This window comes from Rhizobium sp. WSM1328, from assembly GCF_057653715.1.
Window position 1 is genome coordinate 1517893 of the sequence record NZ_CM172788.1, and the last position, 17655, is coordinate 1535547.

Genomic DNA, 17655 nt, shown 5'->3' on the forward strand with positions numbered 1-17655 from the left:
CCCGATCAAGCGGGTGCGTCTCTATTCAGATGTTCGGGGGACGGTCGAGGGTCGGCAGTTCGCCAAGGGTCGTCCGGTCGTCGATGAACTGCCGGATCGAAGTTACGACGGGTCCGCCGACGTCGGGGCTCGCACACATGATGCCGATTCCGCCGCAGAAGTCCTTGCAGCATTCCTGCTTGACTAGCTTCGAAGCGCCAGCGTCGTCATCGGATACGTCGCCATGCGAGTGGCCGTGATGGGCCGCCTCCGACATGTCGTGGCCTTCGTTGGATTGCGTCACGTCCGAGACGACCGCTTTCAGCTCGGGAAACGAGGAGCCATGCATTGCAGCGCTGGCGTTCGACAGCGAGTACCCCGCCAGTGATACGATGATCACCAGCCGCATCAGCACGAGCAGCCTGCTCATTGCGATTCGGTACATCTTGCCCATGCTCCTCGAACTACATGCAAAGCAGCCCGATTTCAATTGCGACCGATATGTCGTCAATGTTCGAGTCCTTTATGTGGCGCGAACATCACGTTATGCAGAAGCTAGGGCTTCCAACAGTGGCAAGGTCAACAGGGGCTGTCTTTTCTACGATGATCGATCTCGCATCCTATGTCGCCCTGTTCGCCGCCGCTCTCGGCGCGGCGACAGTGCTGCCGATGCAGTCGGAGCCCGTGCTGGTGGGGCTTCTTCTTACAGGCAAGTTCTCCGTCCTGGCTCTGCTCGCGGTCGCCAGCGTCGGAAACACGCTTGGCAGCATCGTCAACTGGTTCCTCGGACGCGGAATCGAAAAGTTTCGGGATCGGCGCTGGTTTCCCGTCGGCGAAAAGGCGCTCGAGCGTTCGTCCGGCTGGTACCGGAAATATGGAAAATGGACGCTTCTCCTGTCCTGGATGCCGCTGTTTGGCGACGCCCTGACCGTTGTCGCCGGCGTGCTTAAGGAGCCGCTGCTTCCGTTCACGATCCTTGTGTTCATTGCCAAGACAGGACGCTACGTCGTGCTGACGTTCGCCACGTTACAGATCGTCGGCTGACCGCTTCCGGCGCGGGAACACCATCCGGTCGACCGTCTCGTCGCGGGCGACCACCGTGTGCCAGATCGCCGCCGCGAGATGCAGCGCCACCATCGCCAGGATGATCCTCGACCCGACGACGTGGTAGGGCGCGATGCCAAACCAGAAGTAGCTCGCGACGAAGCCCATGCAGGCCTGCGCGATGATCGCAGCATAGAAGGCATGGTGAAGAGCCGTGGCGGCCCGCGCGGCCCACTTGCCTGGCGCGTGGGTCTCGGCCGGCTGAAGGAGACGAAGAACCAGCCGCAGGCCCATCAGCAGGCCTATCGCCATTCCCGAGTAGTTGTGGAGATGGTGCTGGACGACGTCCCAGTAAGCCGGGGTCATGCCCATGTGGACGGCGTGGTGGGTTCTCTCGATGCTGCCGCCCGTCAGATACTGGACCGGCACCAGGAGGGCGACCAGCCAGTGAAGTCCTATCTGGGCCAGCGAATAGCCAGGTTTCATCGAATTTTTCCGAGCGAGAGGCCGCAGACTAGCCGGCGACGGTTAATGCTTCCTCATCGCCCGGTTGCCAAAACGCGGTGCCGCCACAGATCACTGGTACCTTGGAACATTGCTGCTGCCGCGCGGTTCTATGGTGGAAGGGAAATCCAGCCGAATGGGACTTTGGAGCATATTGCGCTACGCTCAGCTTCTCGTCGTCGCGATCCTCGTTGCGGCGAATCCTTCTGACGTGGCCGCGGCGGCGAGCACCCTTCAAACCCAACACTGTGCCGTCGTCGAGGAGCGTGATCACCATCCGGGGCATGCTTACGACCCGCAGACCGGCTGCTGTTCGACGATGCACTGCTGTCCGATCCTTCCGGAACTTGCCAAGATCGCGGCTCCACGCATCGAACCGGGTAGGCATGAACCGACGCCGTCCGTCGAGAGGCCGCTGCTGCTGATCCGCGCGATCGACCCGCCGCCCCGATTCCCGCCAGTCTGAGACAGAACAACCAACCTCAACCAGATTTCGGAGATCGAAACATGAAGACGTTCACCAAGCTCCTGTGCGCGGCAGCCGCCGCCTCCTTCGCAATCCTGCCGTCGGTGGCCTCCGCCCAGTCGACGATGGCCTACCCGGAGAAATGCAAGTCCCAAGGCATGGACATGTCGAAGGCGGACATGCCTTCGGGCGGCATGCCGATGGGCGAGATGACCGACTATCAGAAGGCGTCGATGGACGGCATGAAGGACATGCACATGAACATGATGCAGGGAATGATGAAGAAGGACGCCGACGTCTCCTTCGTCTGCGGCATGATCGCACATCACATGGGCGCAATCAGCATGTCGGAGGTCGAGCTTAAGTACGGCGACAACGAAGAGGCCAAGCAGATGGCCAAGAAGGTCATCGAAGCCCAGAAAAAGGAGATCGAAGAGATGTCCAAGTGGGTGGACAAGGAAGCCAAGTAGGAGATTGAGCCATGCATCACATGTCGACTGAGATGAAAGCCTGCATCGACAACTGCCTCGCCTGCTACCGCGAATGCCTGTCGATGGCCATGGGCCACTGCCTAGAACTGGGCGGCGAACACACCAAGCCTCAGCACTTCAAGCTGATGATGGCCTGTGCGGAGATCTGCCGGACCTCTGCGCACTTCATGCTCATCGGCTCGGAGCACCACAAGCATGTCTGCCGGGAATGCGCCGAAATCTGCGGCCAGTGCGCCGAAGACTGCGAGCGGATCGGCGACATGCAGAGCTGCGTCGACGCCTGTCGCCGCTGCGCCGATAGCTGCCGCAAGATGGCTGCGTGATCGGGGAGGGCGACGTCCGCCCTCTTGCTGCCTAGATGAGAACGGATATCAGGTGAAGCGACGAATATCCGCAGCAGGTGGCACGGCACGGTTTGGAACGCAGCGTTTATGAAGACCGCTTACATGAAGAAGGTTGGACTGCTCTCCATCGTGGGAGCAGTCCTGATGGCGGGGGTTCCGTCGCCGGCCGCGGAGGACATGGTCACCCGTCGCCAGGCGGACATGAAGGCCATGGCCGCCGCGGCGAAGACGATCTCCGGCATGTTCAAGGATCCGGCAACTTATAAGGCCGGCGAGTTCACATGGGCGGCCGACACGATCCGCGACAAGTCCGGCAGCGTTCTCTCCGCACACTTCGCCTCCGAGGCTGCCAGTCCGCAGTCGAAGGCGAGGCCGAACATCCTCGAAGAGCGCGACCGGTTCGACAGCATCGCGAACGACCTGCGTGACTACGCGGTCGCGCTGGATGCCGCTGCGGAGAAAAACCCCGGACAGATGCCCGCCAGCATGCGGATGAAGCCTGGAGAGGCGATGGGCGGCGGGCCGCTCGGCACCCACGTCCGCAACGAGCAGGAACTGTCGGCGATGCCCGCCGAACACGCGTTCCACCTGATGCTCCAGACCTGCACGACCTGCCACGTCAGGTTCAGGATGGAATGACGTCGCCACTCGGGACCGAGAGGTGCGGCTAGCGCCCACCGTGGTCCGTCTTCAATCCGTTGAGACCGAAGCGGGAATTGATCGCAGGCGGCGGCGCTTCTTCGCTCTGATTGGCGAACTCCTCGATGATCGGGCAGTCGGGCCGATCATCGCCATGGCAGTGCTTGACCAGATGCTTGAGCGTCGCCGTCATGGCGTGGATCGCAGCCGCCTTGCGTTCGAGCTCCTCGATGTGTTCGCGGGCGATGCTCTTCACGTCGGCGCTCGCTCTCGACCTGTCCCGCCAGAGAGCGAGCAGAGCCTTCATCTGTTCGACGGAGAAGCCGAGATCCCGCGCCCTGCGTATGAACCGCAGGGTGTGGACGTCGTTGTCGCCGTAGGTGCGGTAGCTCGATTCCGTGCGATGCGCGGGCGTGATCAGCTTTATCTGCTCGTAGTAGCGGATCATCTTGGCCGACACGCCGCTGGCCTTTGCTGCCTCTCCGATGTTCATTCCATGCTCCTGTCGATATGGGGAGGGCGGCGCCGATGGCGACGCCCCGATTGCTTCAAGCTTCTATGCCGCGAAGGCGGAGCGCGTTGCCAAGGACGAACACGCTCGACATGGCCATCGCCCCGGCGGCGAAGACAGGCGAAAGCATGGTGCCGTTGAACGGATAGAGAAGACCGGCCGCAACGGGCACAAGGCTGGCGTTATAGACGAACGCCCAGAACAGGTTCTGCTTGATGTTCCGGATGGTCGCGCGGCTCAGCCCGATGGCTCTGACGACGGCGGTGAGGTCTCCGGACATCAGCACGACGTCGGCGCTCTCGATCGCTACGTCCGTGCCTGTGCCGACGGCAAGTCCCACGTCCGCCTCGGTAAGTGCCGGGGCGTCGTTGATGCCGTCACCGACGAAGGCGACCTTGCCACGCTCGCGCAGCCGTTTGACGGCCTCTACCTTGCCTTCCGGACGCACCTCCGCAATCACCTGGTCGATGCCGAGCTGGGCGGCGATCGCCTCGGCGGTACGACGGTTGTCTCCGGTGATCATCGCCACTTCGAGACCAAGGGCATGCAGGGACCGGATCGCTTCGAGCGTCGTTTCCTTGATCGGATCCGACACGGCGACGATCGCCGCAAGACGGCCGTCCACGGCGACATAGAGCGGCGATCTGCCCTTGCTGGAGAGTGCCTCGGCGATCGAGGCGAATCCTTCCACGGAGACGCCCTCGCGGACGAGCGCCCGATCCGCGCCCACGAGCAGCGATCGACCTGCGACGGTGCCCTGCACGCCGTAGCCGGGAGACGCTTCGAAGCCCTCCACGGCGGCGAGCGCCAGTCCCTCCGCCTCGGCAGCCTTGACGATGGCTTCGGCGATCGGATGCTCCGACAGCGCCTCGATGCTCGCCACCCAGGCAAGGACGTCCTCTCGCAGGAAGCCTTCCGAAACCTGGAAGTCGGTCAGCTCCGGCTTGCCCTTCGTCAGAGTTCCGGTCTTGTCCAGGGCCACGACGCGGGCCTCGCGCAGGCTTTGCAGCGCCTCGCCCTTGCGGAACAGAATCCCGAGCTCGGCCGCGCGGCCGGTCCCGACCATGATCGACGTCGGCGTCGCGAGACCCATCGCGCACGGACAGGCGATGATCAGGACGGCGACGGCGTTGACCAGCGCGAAGCTAAGCGCAGGGGACGGGCCGAGGATCATCCAAGCGCCGAACGTCAGCAGCGCGGCGAGGATGACGGCGGGGACGAACCAGCCGGTCACCCTGTCCACCAGGGCCTGGATCGGCAGCTTCGATCCTTGCGCGGCCTCGACCATCCGGACGATCTGGGCGAGCACGGTGTCGGCCCCGACTTTGGTCGCGCGGAACGTGAACGAGCCCGTCTTGTTGATCGTCCCGCCGACCACCTCGCTTCCAACGGACTTCGAGACCGGAACCGGCTCGCCGGTGATCATGGCCTCGTCGACGTAGGACTCCCCTGACGCCACCGTGCCGTCCACCGGAACCTTCTCGCCGGGCCGAATGCGGATCACGTCCCCGGTCATGACCTCGTCTATCCCGATCTCCACGAACGTGCCGGACCGCTCCACGAAGGCGGTCTTCGCCTTCAGACCGAGCAGGCGCGTGATGGCCTGGCTGGTCTTTCCCTTCGCGCGGGCCTCGAGGTAGCGGCCGAGCTGTATCAGGGTCACGATGACGGCCGCGGCCTCGTAGTAGACGTTCACGGTTCCCGCGGGCAGGGCGGCGGGCAGAAACGTCGCGACCACGGAGTACGCCCATGCCGCCGAAGTGCCGAGCACCACCAGCGAGTTCATGTCGGGCGCCAGCCGCAGCAGGTTGGGCACGCCCTTCCGGAAGAAGGCAAGGCCAGGCCCGAACAGGACGACGGTCGCCAGCGCGAACTGCAGGTAGAGGCTCTGCCGCATGCCGACGACGTCCATGACGAACTCGTGGACGCCCGGTATGACGTGCGAGCCCATTTCGATCAGGAACAGCGGCAGGGTGAGAATGGCGGACACGCCGAGGCGGAGCGCCAGCGAACGAAGCTCGACGTCGCGGCGGTCGGCGGCCGCGGCCTTTTCCGGCCCACTTTCGGATTTCGGCTCGTATCCGGCCGCGCGGACGGCGTCTTCCAATGCACGCAGCGACACCGTACCTGCCGCAAAGCGGATCGTGGCCTTCTCGGTCGCCAGGTTTACGGAGGCGTCGACGACCCCCGGTACGACTTTCAAAGCACGCTCGACGCGGGAGACGCAGGAGGCGCAGGTCATGCCTACGACAAGCATCTCCAGCGTCTCGATCCTAGCCTCGTAGCCTGCGCCTTCGATGGCTTGCAGGACGGCGGCCGCGTCCACCGTGTCCTTGAACGTCACGGTCGCGCGTTCCGTCGCGAGGTTCACCGACGCGGTGTCGACGCCGGGGACGGCCTTGATCGCCCGTTCGACTCTGGCGACGCACGACGCGCACGACATGCCCTCGATTCCGAACTCCGTCGGAATGGGGGATGCGGTCGACTTTTCGATCTTGGATATGGCAGTCATGGGACGATCCCTTGTTGAACTGCATACATAAGTAATCCTTCCCATGATGGGAAGGTCAAGGGCTCATGTTGACAAGGAGCTTCACAAGTTGCTTTGGAAGCGAACGCGAGCGAGAATGCGGCGTTGCTAGGGATCAAATCTTCGGGCCGTGGAGAGCGATGTGAGGCAGCGAGACAATCTAGCTACCGCACCGGCTACCGTTGCGTTCATAGACATCGCGGGATTCAGCGCGATTGCGGACGTTTATGGAGACGCAGCCGCGCTCGACGTGCTTGAGGTATTCGAGAGCATGGTCCGCGACGCCCTCAGCGGCTATGATCCGCCGATCAAATGGATCGGCGACGAGGCGATGCTATCGTTTCCTGAACCGGATACGGCGATCCAGGTACTTGGACCGCTGCTGCAGGCCTGCCGTAAGGAGCCGCGCCTGCCGCTCACTCGGACGGCGCTGAACCACGGGCCGGTCGTCCGCAGGGCAGGCGATCTCTTTGGATCGACGGTCAACGTTGCGGCACGAATCGCCGCGCTCGCATCACCCGGCCAATTGCTCGCCACCCGGCCCGTTGCGGAGGCGGCCGTCGCCAGAGGCATCCTGGTGCGTGACCTCGGAATGGTGGCGCTTAGGTCGGTGGCGGGGGAAGTCCCACTCTATGAGATCGAGCTTGCTCCGTCTGCTGAACCAGCCTGGATCGATCCGGTGTGCAAGATGCATGCGCCGTACTCATCCTACAGGCGGGCCGCCCCCGACGGGCCGTGGTTCTGCTCGCCGGAGTGTGAAGAAGCGTATCGACGGTCGCCTCAGACGTATGAGGTTCCGCGCTGACGGTTTGAAACCGCGGCGCGGAACGCTTGCCAAAGCTGGCGCTCCGCTCCGAGGTCAAACGTGTTTGAAACTGGACGGATAGCCGGCCTTCTCGATGGCGGTTTTGATCGCGGCGGGATCGCTCCTGGTTTCAACCTTGGCAGTCCTGGCCGCAAGATCGATGCTGGCGAAGGCATCCGGATCGGCAGTCTTGATCGCCTTCTCCACGGTGCTTGCGCAGTGGCCGCAGGTCATGTTCTGGATTTCGAATTCGTACATCGTGGTCTCCAAATTGTCAGACCGCCCCGATATGGTGCTTCCAACCATGGGAAGGTCAAGGCCTATCCCGCACGAAAGAACTTCGCCGTTTGGACAGCTCGCGATACAGCGCTTCCGGCGACACGCCGATATCGTCCGCCAGCGCCTTCCACTCTCCTTTCGACGGCAGCCCGCCGTCGTTCCACGCAAGCCAGGATTCGAGACGAGCGGAGACGGTCTTCAGACTGGCAATCTCCGCGCGCTTCCTCGTCTGCTGTAGCTGGCTGGAAAGGTAGGACGCCCAGCCTTCGGCGAAGTCCGAATTGCTGCGCAGGGCGCGTCTGATCGATTGGACCGGCACCGACGTCGCGCTCACCTCGGTCACGGCGACGGCGTCGCAATGGTAGACGTTGGAGAAGACCGAGGCTTCCGCGAGGATCACTCCGGGCGACGCCCGCTGCAGCACCGCGACGTTGCCGTCGGCCTGATGCCGGACGAGATGAACGACGCCCGCCTCCACGAGATACAGGCTTTCCACGTCGTCGCCTTGGTTGAAGAGGTCCTGGCCGGCGCCGAATGGCTTTCTTCTGCTCGAGAGGCTGCGAATGTAATCCATGAGGGTGTCGGACATGATTTCGATCATGTCCGACGCGGGGACGACAAGCAATAGTGGCGGTCACATCCTCAATTGGAACCCAATCGATGAAATCCCTGCTTGTCGCCTTTACGTTCTCCGTTCTCTCGACACAGGCATTGGCCGAGGGAGTGCATCACGTGACATCCCCCTATGCGCAGGAGGCGGCGCGGGATATCAAATCCTTGTCGGGAACGGACGTCGACGAACTGACCAGAGGGGGCGGGTGGGGCTTTGCGAAGCCGGCGGAGCTCAACGGCTATCCCGGTCCCTCGCATGTGCTTCACATGAAGGACCGACTAGGCCTGACGGACGATCAGCTCCTGAAGGTGCAGGAGGTTTTCGACCTCATGCAGGCTCGGGCATCGGAAGAGGGAAAGGTCTTCGTCGAGGCCGAGCGGGAGCTCGACGCGGCGTTCAGAAGCAGGACCATTACCGAATCCGCCCTTCGCGACCTGGTTGCCACTGCCGAGGCGAGCCGGTCACGGTTGAGGTTCATTCACCTTGCGGCGCATCTCGAGGTGACCCGGCTTCTCGACGTCGGCCAGATCGCCGCCTATGGCAAGCACCGCGGCTATTCGAAATAGACCGTCAGGCGCCCCTGCCTCGATGCCGCTTCTACCCACGCAAGAGCGCGTGAAGCACGATGGCTGCGATGAAGGCGATGACGACGGCAGCAGCGATCACCGCGACCAGGCGGTTGGCACTTTCCAAGACACGCGAGCGCACCCTTCGTCTCCCGCGAAAATGATGCCGTCGAACAAGAGCGATGTTGGCACGGGCGCGCTTCTTCTTCCCGGACACGGCCGCCTCCCAGGGGAAGACGTCGGCCGTTCGAACATGGAGCCGACGTCGGCCCGCCTAAAGGACCTTGAGGTTTTCAGCGGAAGACTTTCCCGACCGCCGATCCTGAACGATCTCGTAGCTGACCTTCTGGCCCTCCTGCAGCCCGGAGAGACCCGAACGCTGAACAGCCGATATGTGGACGAACGCGTCGGTCGATCCGTCGTCCGGCTGGATGAAGCCGAATCCCTTGTCCGGATTGAACCATTTCACTGTACCTGTGGTCATAATCTGATCCTCCCATGGCGTCCCAGCGGACAGACATTGGAAGACCGTGGACCCGTTGGCAAGCGGCGGGAAGCCAGGAATCGCGATATCGGTCAGTCGGTCTGCCCGCCCGCGACGTCTATGATGACCATTAGGCCCCCGCCGCCATCCGTCTCGACGTTGTTGTTCGTCGTGTGATGCGAGATGTGGCAGTGGATCAGCCACTTCCCCGGTTTTCGCGCCTGCCATAGGACATCGTATCTTTGGCCCGGTGCGACGTTGACCGTATCGGCCATGTATCTGGCCGTTTGGGCCAGCGTCTCGCCGTCGACCGCGACGACCTCGAAGGGGCCGCCGTGGATGTGCATCGGATGGATCGCCGTCGTATTGGATCCGATGAACCGCACCCTAAGCGTCTGGCCGACCTTCATACGGACCGTTTCCGTGGCAGGAAACGACTTGCCGTTGATCGTGAAATAGTTGGGAAACGCCCCTTCCATCGGCATGGACGGGAAGGTGAGCCAATCCCGCTTAATCCACTCCTGAAGCTGCACCATGTATTCCGCGTCGGCGAGGATGGCATCGGCCGGGTCCTTGGGATCGATGATGAGCGCTCCGTAGAGTCCGAGCGCCTGCTGCCGATCGACATGGTCGTGGGTGTGATAGAAATACGTGCCCCGCTGGGCGACCGTATATTCGTAGGAATAGGACTGGCCGGGTTCTATCGGCTTTTGCGTGATCATCGCCGGACCGTCCATTTCGTTCGGCAGGATCAGACCGTGCCAATGCACCGTCGTGCTCTCGGGCAGCTCGTTGCGGACGTTGATCCTGACGCGATCGCCCTCCGTGACGCGGAGCGTCGGACCCGGCACCTGGTTGTTGTACGCATAGGCTTCGACGGTCACGCCCGGAAGGATCGTCCATCGGATGACGGAGGCCGTGAGGTCGAACACCTTCACGCCACCCTCCATCCGCGGCTCCGGGACGGAAGCGCCATGGGCGTCGGCGGGCGCCTCGAAGCCGACGTCGCGCGGGTCGACGGCCGCCATGTCCTTCATGGTGTCTGCGGGCGTATCGAAGGTCATGATCATCCCAGGCGCCATGATCGACCTCCCGACGTCATGAGCCCTGAGACGCATGTTGACCAACGTGAAGGGAAACGCGTAGCCGCCAGCAAGCATGATCAGCGTGAAGGCCGCCATCGTGGCGAGCTGGGTCCGGGTGGGGGCGATGGCCGGTGGCAGCTTCGTTTTGTGCTGGTGACTGCCATGAGACGCAGACGAATGGCGAGACGTGTGCTGGGCGTGGCGGGCTTCCGACCGATGGCTCGTGCTCATGCGGCTGGTGGATTCCTTCGAAGGTTCCTCGCCGGCCTCATCTGCTTTCTGGTCGCCGTCGCGCGCCGTCATCAATCCGTGCTTGAGCTCCTTGGCCACCAGCCAGACGTTGAAGGGATAGGCGGTCACGAACCCGATTCCGATCCCGAACGCCATGACGCCCCAGAAGAGCATCTCTCCAGGCCACATCGCCCGCATGTCGCGTCCCATCATCAGGATCGCCATGACCGGGGCCATCCCGGCCATCATGGCATTCATGCTGATGAATTCGGGCATGAAGGAATTGCGGACGTTCCGCCAGTAGCTTCCACCCATCATGTTCTTCATGAAAAGCGCCTGGAACACGAACAGGCCGACGGCGAACCCGGCAATGTACTCGACGACGATGTCCAGCCACATCGGCAGGCCGGCGACGGCGGTGATCACCGCGGCAATGATGATGCCGGTCGCGTCGCCGGCGACGCAGTGGATGGTGCTGCCGATCCCCTGCTTCCAGAGCGGCTTTACGAACTCCTCATGCGTGTTCGGCCGGGGTTCCTTGTCCGCAAGCACGTAGAGCAGAAGGCCGATAGGACCGAGGTAGAGCGTGACGAGGATGAAACCCCACTTCATCACGGCCGGCTCGGGATTGTTTCGGAACTGGTCCCACGCGACATAGGCGGTGCTTACCGCCGCGAGGAGAAACCAGGCAACAAGAAGATAGTCGACGGGCTGGATGAACAACAGCGGTTCTCCTGGACGTTGTTTGGGCAGGTTGAGGCTTGCCACCGTTGGAAGGTCAAGGGAGCTCGCAATTGGAAAGTAGTGCCTTTGCGTTGACCGAAAAGGCGAAGTTCACCATTATGACGCCGCCGAAGCAGAGAAGACTCTGCGCAGGAACGAGCCGATGCGCCTACTGATCAACGTCTTTGTCGCGACCATGATGCTGCTGGGTTCGCTTGCCGCGCCCTGCATCGCCGCGCCTGCAGATCACGGCCACGCCGACCCAGCCGTCATCAGCGTTCCTGCGACCTCCGACGGACACCATCGCGGTGACGGCCGATCGGTTTCAGGATCGCACTGCCAGCAGGACGGCATCGTCGCACAAGCTCCGGAAGCCCGTTGTTCGCCGTCCAATGTCGTCGCGTTTGGCGTCGTCGCGTCGGTCACCTTTGCGGGCGTTCGAGCAGCGTCCTCCCATCGCTTTCGTCTGAATCCGTCCGCTCGAATCCAGGCCACAAGGGAAGGGCATGACCTTGCGAATGTCGATGTTTGCAAGCCACGTCAGTGGTTTATCTTCGTTACTCAATATAGTTAATCAAATAGATTGGGCCGGGCGGCACCTTCGCCGGGCGGCGCTCGTCGTCGTCGCCGTGGTCCTGAGCGGCTGCGTACAGTCGCTGGATGGTCTCGGCGAAGCTTCGCACGACATACCGCTGAAGCTGCTGGCCAGCATGCGGGCTAAAGGCATGAAGCCGGAAAGTCCGGTCCTCGTCCGCATCTTCAAGATGGAAAGCGAATTGGAGGTCTGGAAGGTCGACGGCAGCGGCAAGTACGCCTTGCTCAAGGTCTATCCGATGTGTCGCTGGTCCGGCAAGCTGGGTCCCAAGACCAAGACCGGCGACCGACAGGCGCCCGAAGGATTCTACCGCGTTTCCATGGGTGGCCTCAATCCGAAATCACAGTTCTATCTTTCCTTCAACCTTGGCTATCCCAACCGCCTGGAAGCGGCCCTTGGCTATTCCGGCGAAGCCCTCATGGTACATGGCGCCTGCTCGTCGTCCGGCTGTTTTGCGCTGACCGACCAGGGCGTCGGTGAAATCTATGCTGTGGTCGAGAAGGCTTTGAAAGGCGGTCAGCAGGCGTTCCAGGTTCAGGCCTATCCGTTCCGCATGACGCCGCAGAACTTGGCGGCACATCGCGACGATCCGAATTTCGCTTTCTGGAAGAATCTCAAGGAGGGCTACGACATCTTCGATGTGCGCCGTCGCGAGCCAAGGGTGGCCGCCTGCGGCAGCAAGTACGTCTTCGACGCCGAATTCAAGGACGGCGACCCTGCCGATCCGCTCGCAGCGTGTGCGGTTCGCGTTGATCGATCCGACCCGGCAGTCCTCGCGAAGGCGTCCGCGGACGAACAGAAATACCTGGAGCTGGCCGCCAAAAGCTTCAGGCCGCTCGCGTACCAGGACGGAGGCATGCATCCGAGCTTCCGCGCGCTCCTTGAAGAAAACGGCGACGTCAAACTCGCGGAGAAGGTCTCCGTCATCAAGTATCCGATCAGCCGCCCGGTGGCAGCGTTGGCCGATCCGTTCGACGGAAGCAAGTGACGAATCCGGATCGTGGACGCTGCCCACGTTCCGGACGGACATGAAAGCGAGGACGCCATGCGAATGATACTTGTGGCGATCGGGATGGCGTTCGCCACTGCGGCCCACGCCCATCATGCGCCGTCGGGCTTCACCTATGAGCCCTACTGCTGCAATGGAGACGGCGACAGCGGCGACTGCCAGAGCATCTCGTCGAAAACCGTCCATCCCCGCGAGGACGGATACGAAGTGACGCTTCTGCCGGGCGACCACAAGCTGGCGACGCGCAGACACGTCTTCATGATTCCACAAGCGGAGACCAGGGAGTCGCCGGACGACTCCTATCACCTCTGCCTGTTCCCCAACGAAGACACGGTGCGTTGCTTCTACGCGCCGCCGCTGGGGTTCTGAGGCCGCCAGTGCGTCGAACCGAATACGGGAATGGCGGCTAGCCGCCCGGTCGTGGTTGATGATATCTGCGCCATCCGTATCGCGTCATCCCGCGCGGCTTGTACACCGACAGCGCCGTCGTCACGAGCAGTACGACGAGGCCTCCTGCCGCATGGACGACGAGCGAGCGCCGAAGATCGAGAAGGTCGGTGTTCGACATGGGCGTCCCAAGCGACGCAACCCCCACCTGGACTATTCCCTTCACCTGCAGCAGCAACACCACGACGACAAGAAGGGTCAGCAGGAATTTCGCCAGGACCCAGTAATGTCGGAACAAGCCCCACGCAGTTCCCAGCGACTGGACAAGCCCGGAGAGAAGCGAGGCCAAAACCAGAGGGACGATGACGACGCGCGCGAGCACCTCTGCAGCGACATATGCGCTCCGCACCACCCGATCGTCCTGACCGGCGAGTCCAACAATGGCGAGCGCAAGAAACGCGGCGATCGCACCGAGCGAGCCGACAGAAGAGACGACATGGGCGACGAGAGCGACCTTCCGGAGGCCGGGCGTCATGATCATGGTCGGCCACCCGCGACCGACCCCTGGCGTCCCGTGTCGCCGAGCGGGAGGTGACGGCCAGGACCATGTTGTCCGCCAATGCCGGAGACCATCAGAACGGCTGCCAGCAATATCGCCATCGTGAGGACGGCTCCGGAGATCTTCACCCAACGTGGCATGCCGGGGTAGGCGGGTCCGTCGACCATCTTCGTTCCTATCCTGCCGCAGCTTCGCTGCTCGCCTTCAAACTGATCGTAAGAAACTGAACGTCGTGTCTGATAACAGGGTAGGGTATTCGCTCGTGTCAACGTCCGATCGACGACGAGCGACTGATCATGGACAATCGGCTCGATTTGACCGGGAAAAGCGATGGGAACAGCGAAGCATTACATCGACCGCCGCGTCGCCCGCACCAGGGCGGCCCTGCATCGGGCTCTGATTTCCCTGATCCTGGAAAAGGGCTACGATCCAATCACCGTCGAGGAGATCTGCCATGCGGCGAACGTTGGCCGATCGACGTTCTATCTCCACTACACCGGCAAGGACGACCTGAAGCAGCACGGGCTTGACGGCTTGAGGAGGCAGCTTGCGGACACCGCCGCTCGCGCCGGGCGGGATGGCGCATTCGGCTTCAGCCTGCCGATGTTCGAACATGCCCGCGATCACGTCGATCTCTATCGGGCGCTGGCGGGCAGCCGAGGAGGCGCGGTAGCGCTTGGCGCGATTCGCCAGATACTTTCCGGCCTCGTGCGCGACGATCTGACGGCGAACCCCGCCGAGCATCCCACCGACGCCATACCGCGCGAGCTCGTCGTCCAATACGTCGTCGGCGCCTTTATGGCAGTGCTCACCTGGTGGCTGGACGGAGGCGCGGAGCTGCCGCCGCATCGGATCGATGCGATGTTTCGTAGGCTGGTGGCCGAGGGAGCGATGGCGGCAAGTGAGGTTTGACCGACATTGACGTCTTGGGCATGGTTTCCGCTGGGGAAGCTCCTCTACCTTATGTGTCGCTGTCTCTTCGTTTTCAAGGATTGCCGCCTGCTATAAGCATTCGCGATCGTTCCATTCGGCGGAGAATCGATCGTGGCGAAGGATGTGAAAACTGCGGCTTTCGCCGGCGGCGCCGTGGTGGGGGCGTTGGGCGGTCTAATCGGCCTGGGTGGGGCGGAGTTCCGTCTTCCGCTTCTAATCGGCGTCTATGGATTCGGAGCGCTTTCGGCAGTCATCATGAACAAGGCGATGAGTTTGATCGTTGTCGCGTTCTCGTTGCCATTTCGCGCGTCGTCCGTACCGTTTGGGGTTGTCGCCGGATCATGGCCGATATTAGCGAATATCCTGGCTGGTAGCTTGTTTGGGGCCTGGTTTGGCGCTGACTGGGCGACGAAGCTGAAATCGAAGACGCTGTTCCGTACCATCGCCGCGCTCCTGGTGGTGATGGCCGTCGTCCTGCTATTTGGGCACGGCGTCCATGGGCAGGAAGCGCCACCGTTGACGGGTCCTCCTCAAATGGTCGCGGGCGTTGCAGCGGGATTCGCGATCGGCGTCGTGGCGGCATTGATGGGCGTGGCCGGCGGCGAGCTGCTCATTCCCACGTTGATCCTGCTCTTCGGCGTGGACATCAAGCTCGCGGGAAGCCTCTCCCTTGCCATCAGCCTTCCGACGATGCTGGTGGGGTTTGCACGGTATAGCCGCGACGGAAGTTTTTCGGTGATTAGGGAGAAGAGGGAATTTGCCGTCGCCATGGCGGCGGGCTCGATCATCGGGGCCTTTGTCGGAAGTCTCCTGCTGGGACTTGTCGACGAAGACATTCTGCTCCCGGTCTTGTCGCTTATTCTCGTCGTGTCTGCATTCAAGGTATGGAAGCACGAATAGAGGCAAGGCGGAGAAACTCAGTCCTGCCGACGTATTCGCATAGCAAAGGCCCGAACTGATCCGGAACCTTTGGAAGGCGGCAATGGCGACTATGTCAGCCCAATCGAACTCGGAGGGGTGTCGGTTCTATTCGGCAGCGTCGAGGCAATTACCCTCGTCCTCTGAGACAGCATGATCTGCCTCTGACACAACAGGAAGCCGCCATCCCTTGGCCAAGCCGTAGACCGCCGGGATGACGACAAGCGTCAGCAGCGTCGACGAGACCATGCAGCCGATCATCGGCACGGCGCTGCGCTGCATGATCTCCGATCCTGTTCCCGTCCGCCAGAGGATCGGAACGAGGCCCGCCATGATGGCGACAAAAAGGCCGGGGCGATGCCGCGACGCGACGTCGATCTTCTAGCCGGCATCACCGCGGAACCACGCCGGAGAAAGGCGGTGCGAAGCGCATTTGCCGAACAAGTCATCGTGCGACGTCGCGTGGCCCCGAGTGAGCACGGTCGGCGCCACCCAGGCTCAGTTCGCGGAAAAGTCGATCTGGACCGGAACAGACCTAATGCAGCACTGAAAGCTTCGCCTGCCTCTCCAGAAGACCTTCGACGGTACCAACAAGTCTCGCGGCCCGCCGCAAGATGACCGCGCCGGTTGCGCTCACCGCGATGTCGTTGGCCATCCTTTCCATACATCCTGCCACTTCCAGCACTGCCGTGCCGAGATCGCTGCGGCCGATGCGGTCCGCCAGCCGTGCGAGGCGGCGGAGGTTCTCCACATAGCGGGAAATCGCCAAGAGCCGCTGTGGTACGGGATCACGGGTGGCGGTGAGGCTCCGAGGTTGGGTTTGCCTGGTTTTCATGTCCGGCCTCCGCTTATCCAAGCAAAATCCGGAGGCGCGCGGACTGCGTCTGCGAGTCCTCGTCTCGCCACTCGTCGAGCTTCTTGAGCGCGTCGAGAATGTCCCTGTATCGAACTGGACGGGGCACGCCCGGCGGGTGCCTCAGTTCCGGCAAAGATTCGACCGCGTGAAGGTCAGAAGCCCACGAAGCAAGAATTGCTCGTTTCTCGTCTTTCGAAAGCCGCGCTGAGACGACCTCCTCCGGGTGGTCGAAGTGTCGGTGCGGGTGAAGAATGTGCGACGCGGATATCGCGTCGACCGCATTCTGGGGATTAGTGTGGTCAGAGCTCTTCGTTTTCATCTTGCGTCTCCTAAAAACTTCCAGCTAACGGAGCGAAAATCTCCAGGTGAAAAAGAGATTGTTTCAACGAAAACAGCATTCAAGAGGTTCGAAGCGCGATGCTCGAAATTTTTTTGATGTGCCTCTTGAATCAAAAAACGCTCGAGACCAGATCATTTTCCGTCGGTCGCCCGATGGGGCCGACTGCAACCAGGAGACGCCGAATTCCGCGTCTCCATTCCAACTCGCTTTACGGAGGATTTGGTATGAGAAACGACTTCGACTTCGCACCCCTTTATCGGTCCAGCGTCGGCTTCGACCGTGTCTTCAACCTCTTGAACAACGCGCAGCAGCGCCTGCAGGCCATCGACACCTGGCCGCCCTACGACATCGTCAAGACGGGCGAGAACGGCTATCGCATTCAGATGGCGCTCGCCGGCTTCGCCGACGCCGATCTCGAGATCACGCAAGAGCGCAACGTGCTCGTGGTGAAGGGTCAGAAGGCCGACGAAAAGGATGGTGAGTATTTGCACCGCGGTATCGCCGGCCGCGCCTTCGAGCGCCGCTTCGAACTCGCCGACCACGTCAAGGTGGAGAACGCCTCCTTGACCAACGGGCTTCTCGGCATCGAGCTTAAGCGGGAGATCCCGGAAGCGATGAAGCCCCGCAAGATCGCGATCGGCAGCAGCGCCGAAACACAGGCCCCTCTGCAGATCGAGGGCGAAAAGCAGGAAGCCGCCTAATTGAAGGAGAAACGGGAGCGCTGTGTTGGACGGCGCTCCCGTCCGTGTGCGACATGCAACCCG

25 protein-coding genes and 1 pseudogene are annotated in these 17655 nt (G+C 62.2%); 13 read left to right on the plus strand and 13 right to left on the minus strand.

All coding sequences use genetic code 11. The features are described 5' to 3' along the window. Window positions 1-25: 25 nt before the first annotated feature. The gene (locus AC2444_RS07740; RefSeq protein WP_128448967.1) at window positions 26-424 is read right to left on the minus strand and encodes a hypothetical protein; all 399 of its coding nucleotides are present in this window, start codon (window positions 422-424) and stop codon (window positions 26-28) included. 158 nt (window positions 425-582) lie between these two features. Between AC2444_RS07740 and AC2444_RS07745 the strand changes: the two genes are divergently transcribed. After that, window positions 583-1023 (plus strand): YqaA family protein, encoded by a 441-nt coding sequence (locus AC2444_RS07745; protein ID WP_128448969.1) that lies wholly within the window; start codon window positions 583-585, stop codon window positions 1021-1023. Here the strand turns inward: AC2444_RS07745 and AC2444_RS07750 are convergent. Next, window positions 1006-1509 carry a cytochrome b gene (locus AC2444_RS07750; RefSeq protein WP_128448971.1) on the minus strand — a complete coding sequence of 168 codons (504 nt, stop codon included), beginning with the start codon at window positions 1507-1509 and terminating at the stop codon, window positions 1006-1008. The genes AC2444_RS07745 and AC2444_RS07750 overlap by 18 nt on opposite strands. 154 nt (window positions 1510-1663) lie before the next feature. Here AC2444_RS07750 and AC2444_RS07755 point away from each other — a divergent pair, with 154 nt between their 5' ends. The 4 genes from AC2444_RS07755 to AC2444_RS07770 all read left to right on the plus strand — a co-directional run bounded on the left by AC2444_RS07755 (window position 1664) and on the right by AC2444_RS07770 (window position 3467). Next, window positions 1664-1993 (plus strand): hypothetical protein, encoded by a 330-nt coding sequence (locus AC2444_RS07755; RefSeq protein ID WP_128448972.1) that lies wholly within the window; start codon window positions 1664-1666, stop codon window positions 1991-1993. A 41-nt stretch (window positions 1994-2034) separates the two neighbouring features. Further along, window positions 2035-2463 (plus strand): CopM family metallochaperone, encoded by a 429-nt coding sequence (copM, locus tag AC2444_RS07760; protein ID WP_128448975.1) that lies wholly within the window; start codon window positions 2035-2037, stop codon window positions 2461-2463. Window positions 2464-2474: 11 nt separating this feature from the next. After that, the gene (locus tag AC2444_RS07765) at window positions 2475-2807 is read left to right on the plus strand and encodes a four-helix bundle copper-binding protein (protein ID WP_028741778.1); all 333 of its coding nucleotides are present in this window, start codon (window positions 2475-2477) and stop codon (window positions 2805-2807) included. A 123-nt stretch (window positions 2808-2930) separates the two neighbouring features. Beyond that, window positions 2931-3467: a cytochrome c gene (locus AC2444_RS07770; protein WP_128448978.1), complete on the plus strand. Its 537-nt coding sequence runs from the start codon at window positions 2931-2933 to the stop codon at window positions 3465-3467. Window positions 3468-3495: 28 nt separating this feature from the next. Here AC2444_RS07770 and cueR read toward each other — a convergent pair whose 3' ends face one another. Both cueR and AC2444_RS07780 read right to left on the minus strand, forming a co-directional pair. Continuing rightward, on the minus strand, window positions 3496-3960 hold the full coding sequence (cueR, locus tag AC2444_RS07775; protein WP_128448980.1) for a Cu(I)-responsive transcriptional regulator: 465 nt from the start codon (window positions 3958-3960) through the stop codon (window positions 3496-3498). Between the two features lie 55 nt (window positions 3961-4015). Further along, window positions 4016-6490, minus strand: coding sequence for a heavy metal translocating P-type ATPase (locus AC2444_RS07780; protein ID WP_128448982.1), 2475 nt, complete (start codon window positions 6488-6490; stop codon window positions 4016-4018). A gap of 160 nt (window positions 6491-6650) precedes the next feature. Between AC2444_RS07780 and AC2444_RS07785 the strand changes: the two genes are divergently transcribed. Continuing rightward, complete coding sequence (locus tag AC2444_RS07785; RefSeq protein ID WP_028732220.1) at window positions 6651-7313, plus strand: diguanylate cyclase; 663 nt, start codon at window positions 6651-6653, stop codon at window positions 7311-7313. Window positions 7314-7367: 54 nt separating this feature from the next. Here AC2444_RS07785 and AC2444_RS07790 read toward each other — a convergent pair whose 3' ends face one another. Further along, a complete protein-coding gene (locus AC2444_RS07790) occupies window positions 7368-7571 on the minus strand; it encodes a heavy-metal-associated domain-containing protein (protein WP_028732219.1) in 204 nt (67 codons plus the stop codon). Window positions 7572-7626: 55 nt separating this feature from the next. After that, the gene (locus tag AC2444_RS07795; protein WP_128448984.1) at window positions 7627-8193 is read right to left on the minus strand and encodes a Crp/Fnr family transcriptional regulator; all 567 of its coding nucleotides are present in this window, start codon (window positions 8191-8193) and stop codon (window positions 7627-7629) included. Window positions 8194-8252: 59 nt separating this feature from the next. Between AC2444_RS07795 and AC2444_RS07800 the strand changes: the two genes are divergently transcribed. Further along, entirely contained in the window at window positions 8253-8771 is a 519-nt protein-coding gene (locus tag AC2444_RS07800) for a Spy/CpxP family protein refolding chaperone (RefSeq protein WP_245461227.1), read from the plus strand. 274 nt (window positions 8772-9045) lie between these two features. Here the strand turns inward: AC2444_RS07800 and AC2444_RS07805 are convergent, their stop codons facing one another. Both AC2444_RS07805 and AC2444_RS07810 read right to left on the minus strand, forming a co-directional pair. After that, a complete protein-coding gene (locus tag AC2444_RS07805; RefSeq protein ID WP_028732216.1) occupies window positions 9046-9255 on the minus strand; it encodes a cold-shock protein in 210 nt (69 codons plus the stop codon). A 92-nt stretch (window positions 9256-9347) separates the two neighbouring features. Then, entirely contained in the window at window positions 9348-11294 is a 1947-nt protein-coding gene (locus AC2444_RS07810) for a multicopper oxidase domain-containing protein (RefSeq protein ID WP_128448987.1), read from the minus strand. Window positions 11295-11457: 163 nt separating this feature from the next. On the opposite strand from AC2444_RS07810, the gene AC2444_RS07815 reads away from it, so the two are divergent. Genes AC2444_RS07815 through AC2444_RS07825 form a run of 3 tightly spaced genes read left to right on the plus strand, consistent with a single transcriptional unit; the run spans window position 11458 to window position 13267 of the window. Next, on the plus strand, window positions 11458-11868 hold the full coding sequence (locus tag AC2444_RS07815; RefSeq protein WP_245461228.1) for a hypothetical protein: 411 nt from the start codon (window positions 11458-11460) through the stop codon (window positions 11866-11868). Continuing rightward, window positions 11801-12877: a L,D-transpeptidase family protein gene (locus AC2444_RS07820; protein ID WP_080671749.1), complete on the plus strand. Its 1077-nt coding sequence runs from the start codon at window positions 11801-11803 to the stop codon at window positions 12875-12877. The genes AC2444_RS07815 and AC2444_RS07820 overlap by 68 nt, the downstream gene beginning before the upstream one ends. 57 nt (window positions 12878-12934) lie before the next feature. Then, window positions 12935-13267, plus strand: coding sequence for a hypothetical protein (locus tag AC2444_RS07825; protein WP_028732212.1), 333 nt, complete (start codon window positions 12935-12937; stop codon window positions 13265-13267). A gap of 37 nt (window positions 13268-13304) precedes the next feature. On the opposite strand, the gene AC2444_RS07830 is transcribed toward AC2444_RS07825, so the two are convergent. Both AC2444_RS07830 and AC2444_RS07835 read right to left on the minus strand, forming a co-directional pair. Beyond that, window positions 13305-13826, minus strand: coding sequence for a hypothetical protein (locus tag AC2444_RS07830; RefSeq protein ID WP_028732211.1), 522 nt, complete (start codon window positions 13824-13826; stop codon window positions 13305-13307). Beyond that, on the minus strand, window positions 13823-14011 hold the full coding sequence (locus tag AC2444_RS07835; RefSeq protein WP_128448990.1) for a hypothetical protein: 189 nt from the start codon (window positions 14009-14011) through the stop codon (window positions 13823-13825). Before AC2444_RS07835 ends, AC2444_RS07830 begins: the two co-directional genes overlap by 4 nt. Before the next feature lie 163 nt (window positions 14012-14174). On the opposite strand from AC2444_RS07835, the gene AC2444_RS07840 reads away from it, so the two are divergent. Together AC2444_RS07840 and AC2444_RS07845 are read left to right on the plus strand one after the other, a co-directional pair. After that, complete coding sequence (locus tag AC2444_RS07840; protein ID WP_128448993.1) at window positions 14175-14756, plus strand: TetR/AcrR family transcriptional regulator; 582 nt, start codon at window positions 14175-14177, stop codon at window positions 14754-14756. 132 nt (window positions 14757-14888) lie between these two features. Further along, entirely contained in the window at window positions 14889-15677 is a 789-nt protein-coding gene (locus tag AC2444_RS07845; RefSeq protein WP_245461229.1) for a sulfite exporter TauE/SafE family protein, read from the plus strand. A gap of 126 nt (window positions 15678-15803) precedes the next feature. Here AC2444_RS07845 and AC2444_RS07850 read toward each other — a convergent pair. The 3 genes and pseudogenes from AC2444_RS07850 to AC2444_RS07860 all read right to left on the minus strand — a co-directional run. Beyond that, window positions 15804-16037: pseudogene (locus AC2444_RS07850) on the minus strand (efflux RND transporter permease subunit); the annotation flags it as partial. Window positions 16038-16230: 193 nt separating this feature from the next. Continuing rightward, on the minus strand, window positions 16231-16530 hold the full coding sequence (locus tag AC2444_RS07855) for a hypothetical protein (RefSeq protein ID WP_128448998.1): 300 nt from the start codon (window positions 16528-16530) through the stop codon (window positions 16231-16233). A 13-nt stretch (window positions 16531-16543) separates the two neighbouring features. After that, entirely contained in the window at window positions 16544-16870 is a 327-nt protein-coding gene (locus AC2444_RS07860) for a hypothetical protein (protein WP_128449000.1), read from the minus strand. 245 nt (window positions 16871-17115) lie between these two features. Here AC2444_RS07860 and AC2444_RS07865 point away from each other — a divergent pair, with 245 nt between their 5' ends. Next, window positions 17116-17592, plus strand: a complete 477-nt coding sequence (locus AC2444_RS07865; protein ID WP_128449002.1) for an Hsp20 family protein — start codon at window positions 17116-17118, stop codon at window positions 17590-17592. Window positions 17593-17655: the final 63 nt, after the last annotated feature.

Coding starts and splice junctions, on each gene's coding strand:
- AC2444_RS07740 (WP_128448967.1), bottom strand. CDS start 424: ATGTACCGAATCGCAATGAGCAGGCTGCTCGTGCTGATGCGGCTGGTG.
- AC2444_RS07745 (WP_128448969.1), top strand. CDS start 583: ATGATCGATCTCGCATCCTATGTCGCCCTGTTCGCCGCCGCTCTCGGC.
- AC2444_RS07750 (WP_128448971.1), bottom strand. CDS start 1,509: ATGAAACCTGGCTATTCGCTGGCCCAGATAGGACTTCACTGGCTGGTC.
- AC2444_RS07755 (WP_128448972.1), top strand. CDS start 1,664: ATGGGACTTTGGAGCATATTGCGCTACGCTCAGCTTCTCGTCGTCGCG.
- copM (WP_128448975.1), top strand. CDS start 2,035: ATGAAGACGTTCACCAAGCTCCTGTGCGCGGCAGCCGCCGCCTCCTTC.
- AC2444_RS07765 (WP_028741778.1), top strand. CDS start 2,475: ATGCATCACATGTCGACTGAGATGAAAGCCTGCATCGACAACTGCCTC.
- AC2444_RS07770 (WP_128448978.1), top strand. CDS start 2,931: ATGAAGAAGGTTGGACTGCTCTCCATCGTGGGAGCAGTCCTGATGGCG.
- cueR (WP_128448980.1), bottom strand. CDS start 3,960: ATGAACATCGGAGAGGCAGCAAAGGCCAGCGGCGTGTCGGCCAAGATG.
- AC2444_RS07780 (WP_128448982.1), bottom strand. CDS start 6,490: ATGACTGCCATATCCAAGATCGAAAAGTCGACCGCATCCCCCATTCCG.
- AC2444_RS07790 (WP_028732219.1), bottom strand. CDS start 7,571: ATGTACGAATTCGAAATCCAGAACATGACCTGCGGCCACTGCGCAAGC.
- AC2444_RS07795 (WP_128448984.1), bottom strand. CDS start 8,193: ATGATCGAAATCATGTCCGACACCCTCATGGATTACATTCGCAGCCTC.
- AC2444_RS07800 (WP_245461227.1), top strand. CDS start 8,253: ATGAAATCCCTGCTTGTCGCCTTTACGTTCTCCGTTCTCTCGACACAG.
- AC2444_RS07805 (WP_028732216.1), bottom strand. CDS start 9,255: ATGACCACAGGTACAGTGAAATGGTTCAATCCGGACAAGGGATTCGGC.
- AC2444_RS07815 (WP_245461228.1), top strand. CDS start 11,458: ATGCGCCTACTGATCAACGTCTTTGTCGCGACCATGATGCTGCTGGGT.
- AC2444_RS07820 (WP_080671749.1), top strand. CDS start 11,801: ATGACCTTGCGAATGTCGATGTTTGCAAGCCACGTCAGTGGTTTATCT.
- AC2444_RS07825 (WP_028732212.1), top strand. CDS start 12,935: ATGCGAATGATACTTGTGGCGATCGGGATGGCGTTCGCCACTGCGGCC.
- AC2444_RS07830 (WP_028732211.1), bottom strand. CDS start 13,826: ATGATCATGACGCCCGGCCTCCGGAAGGTCGCTCTCGTCGCCCATGTC.
- AC2444_RS07835 (WP_128448990.1), bottom strand. CDS start 14,011: ATGGTCGACGGACCCGCCTACCCCGGCATGCCACGTTGGGTGAAGATC.
- AC2444_RS07840 (WP_128448993.1), top strand. CDS start 14,175: ATGGGAACAGCGAAGCATTACATCGACCGCCGCGTCGCCCGCACCAGG.
- AC2444_RS07855 (WP_128448998.1), bottom strand. CDS start 16,530: ATGAAAACCAGGCAAACCCAACCTCGGAGCCTCACCGCCACCCGTGAT.
- AC2444_RS07860 (WP_128449000.1), bottom strand. CDS start 16,870: ATGAAAACGAAGAGCTCTGACCACACTAATCCCCAGAATGCGGTCGAC.
- AC2444_RS07865 (WP_128449002.1), top strand. CDS start 17,116: ATGAGAAACGACTTCGACTTCGCACCCCTTTATCGGTCCAGCGTCGGC.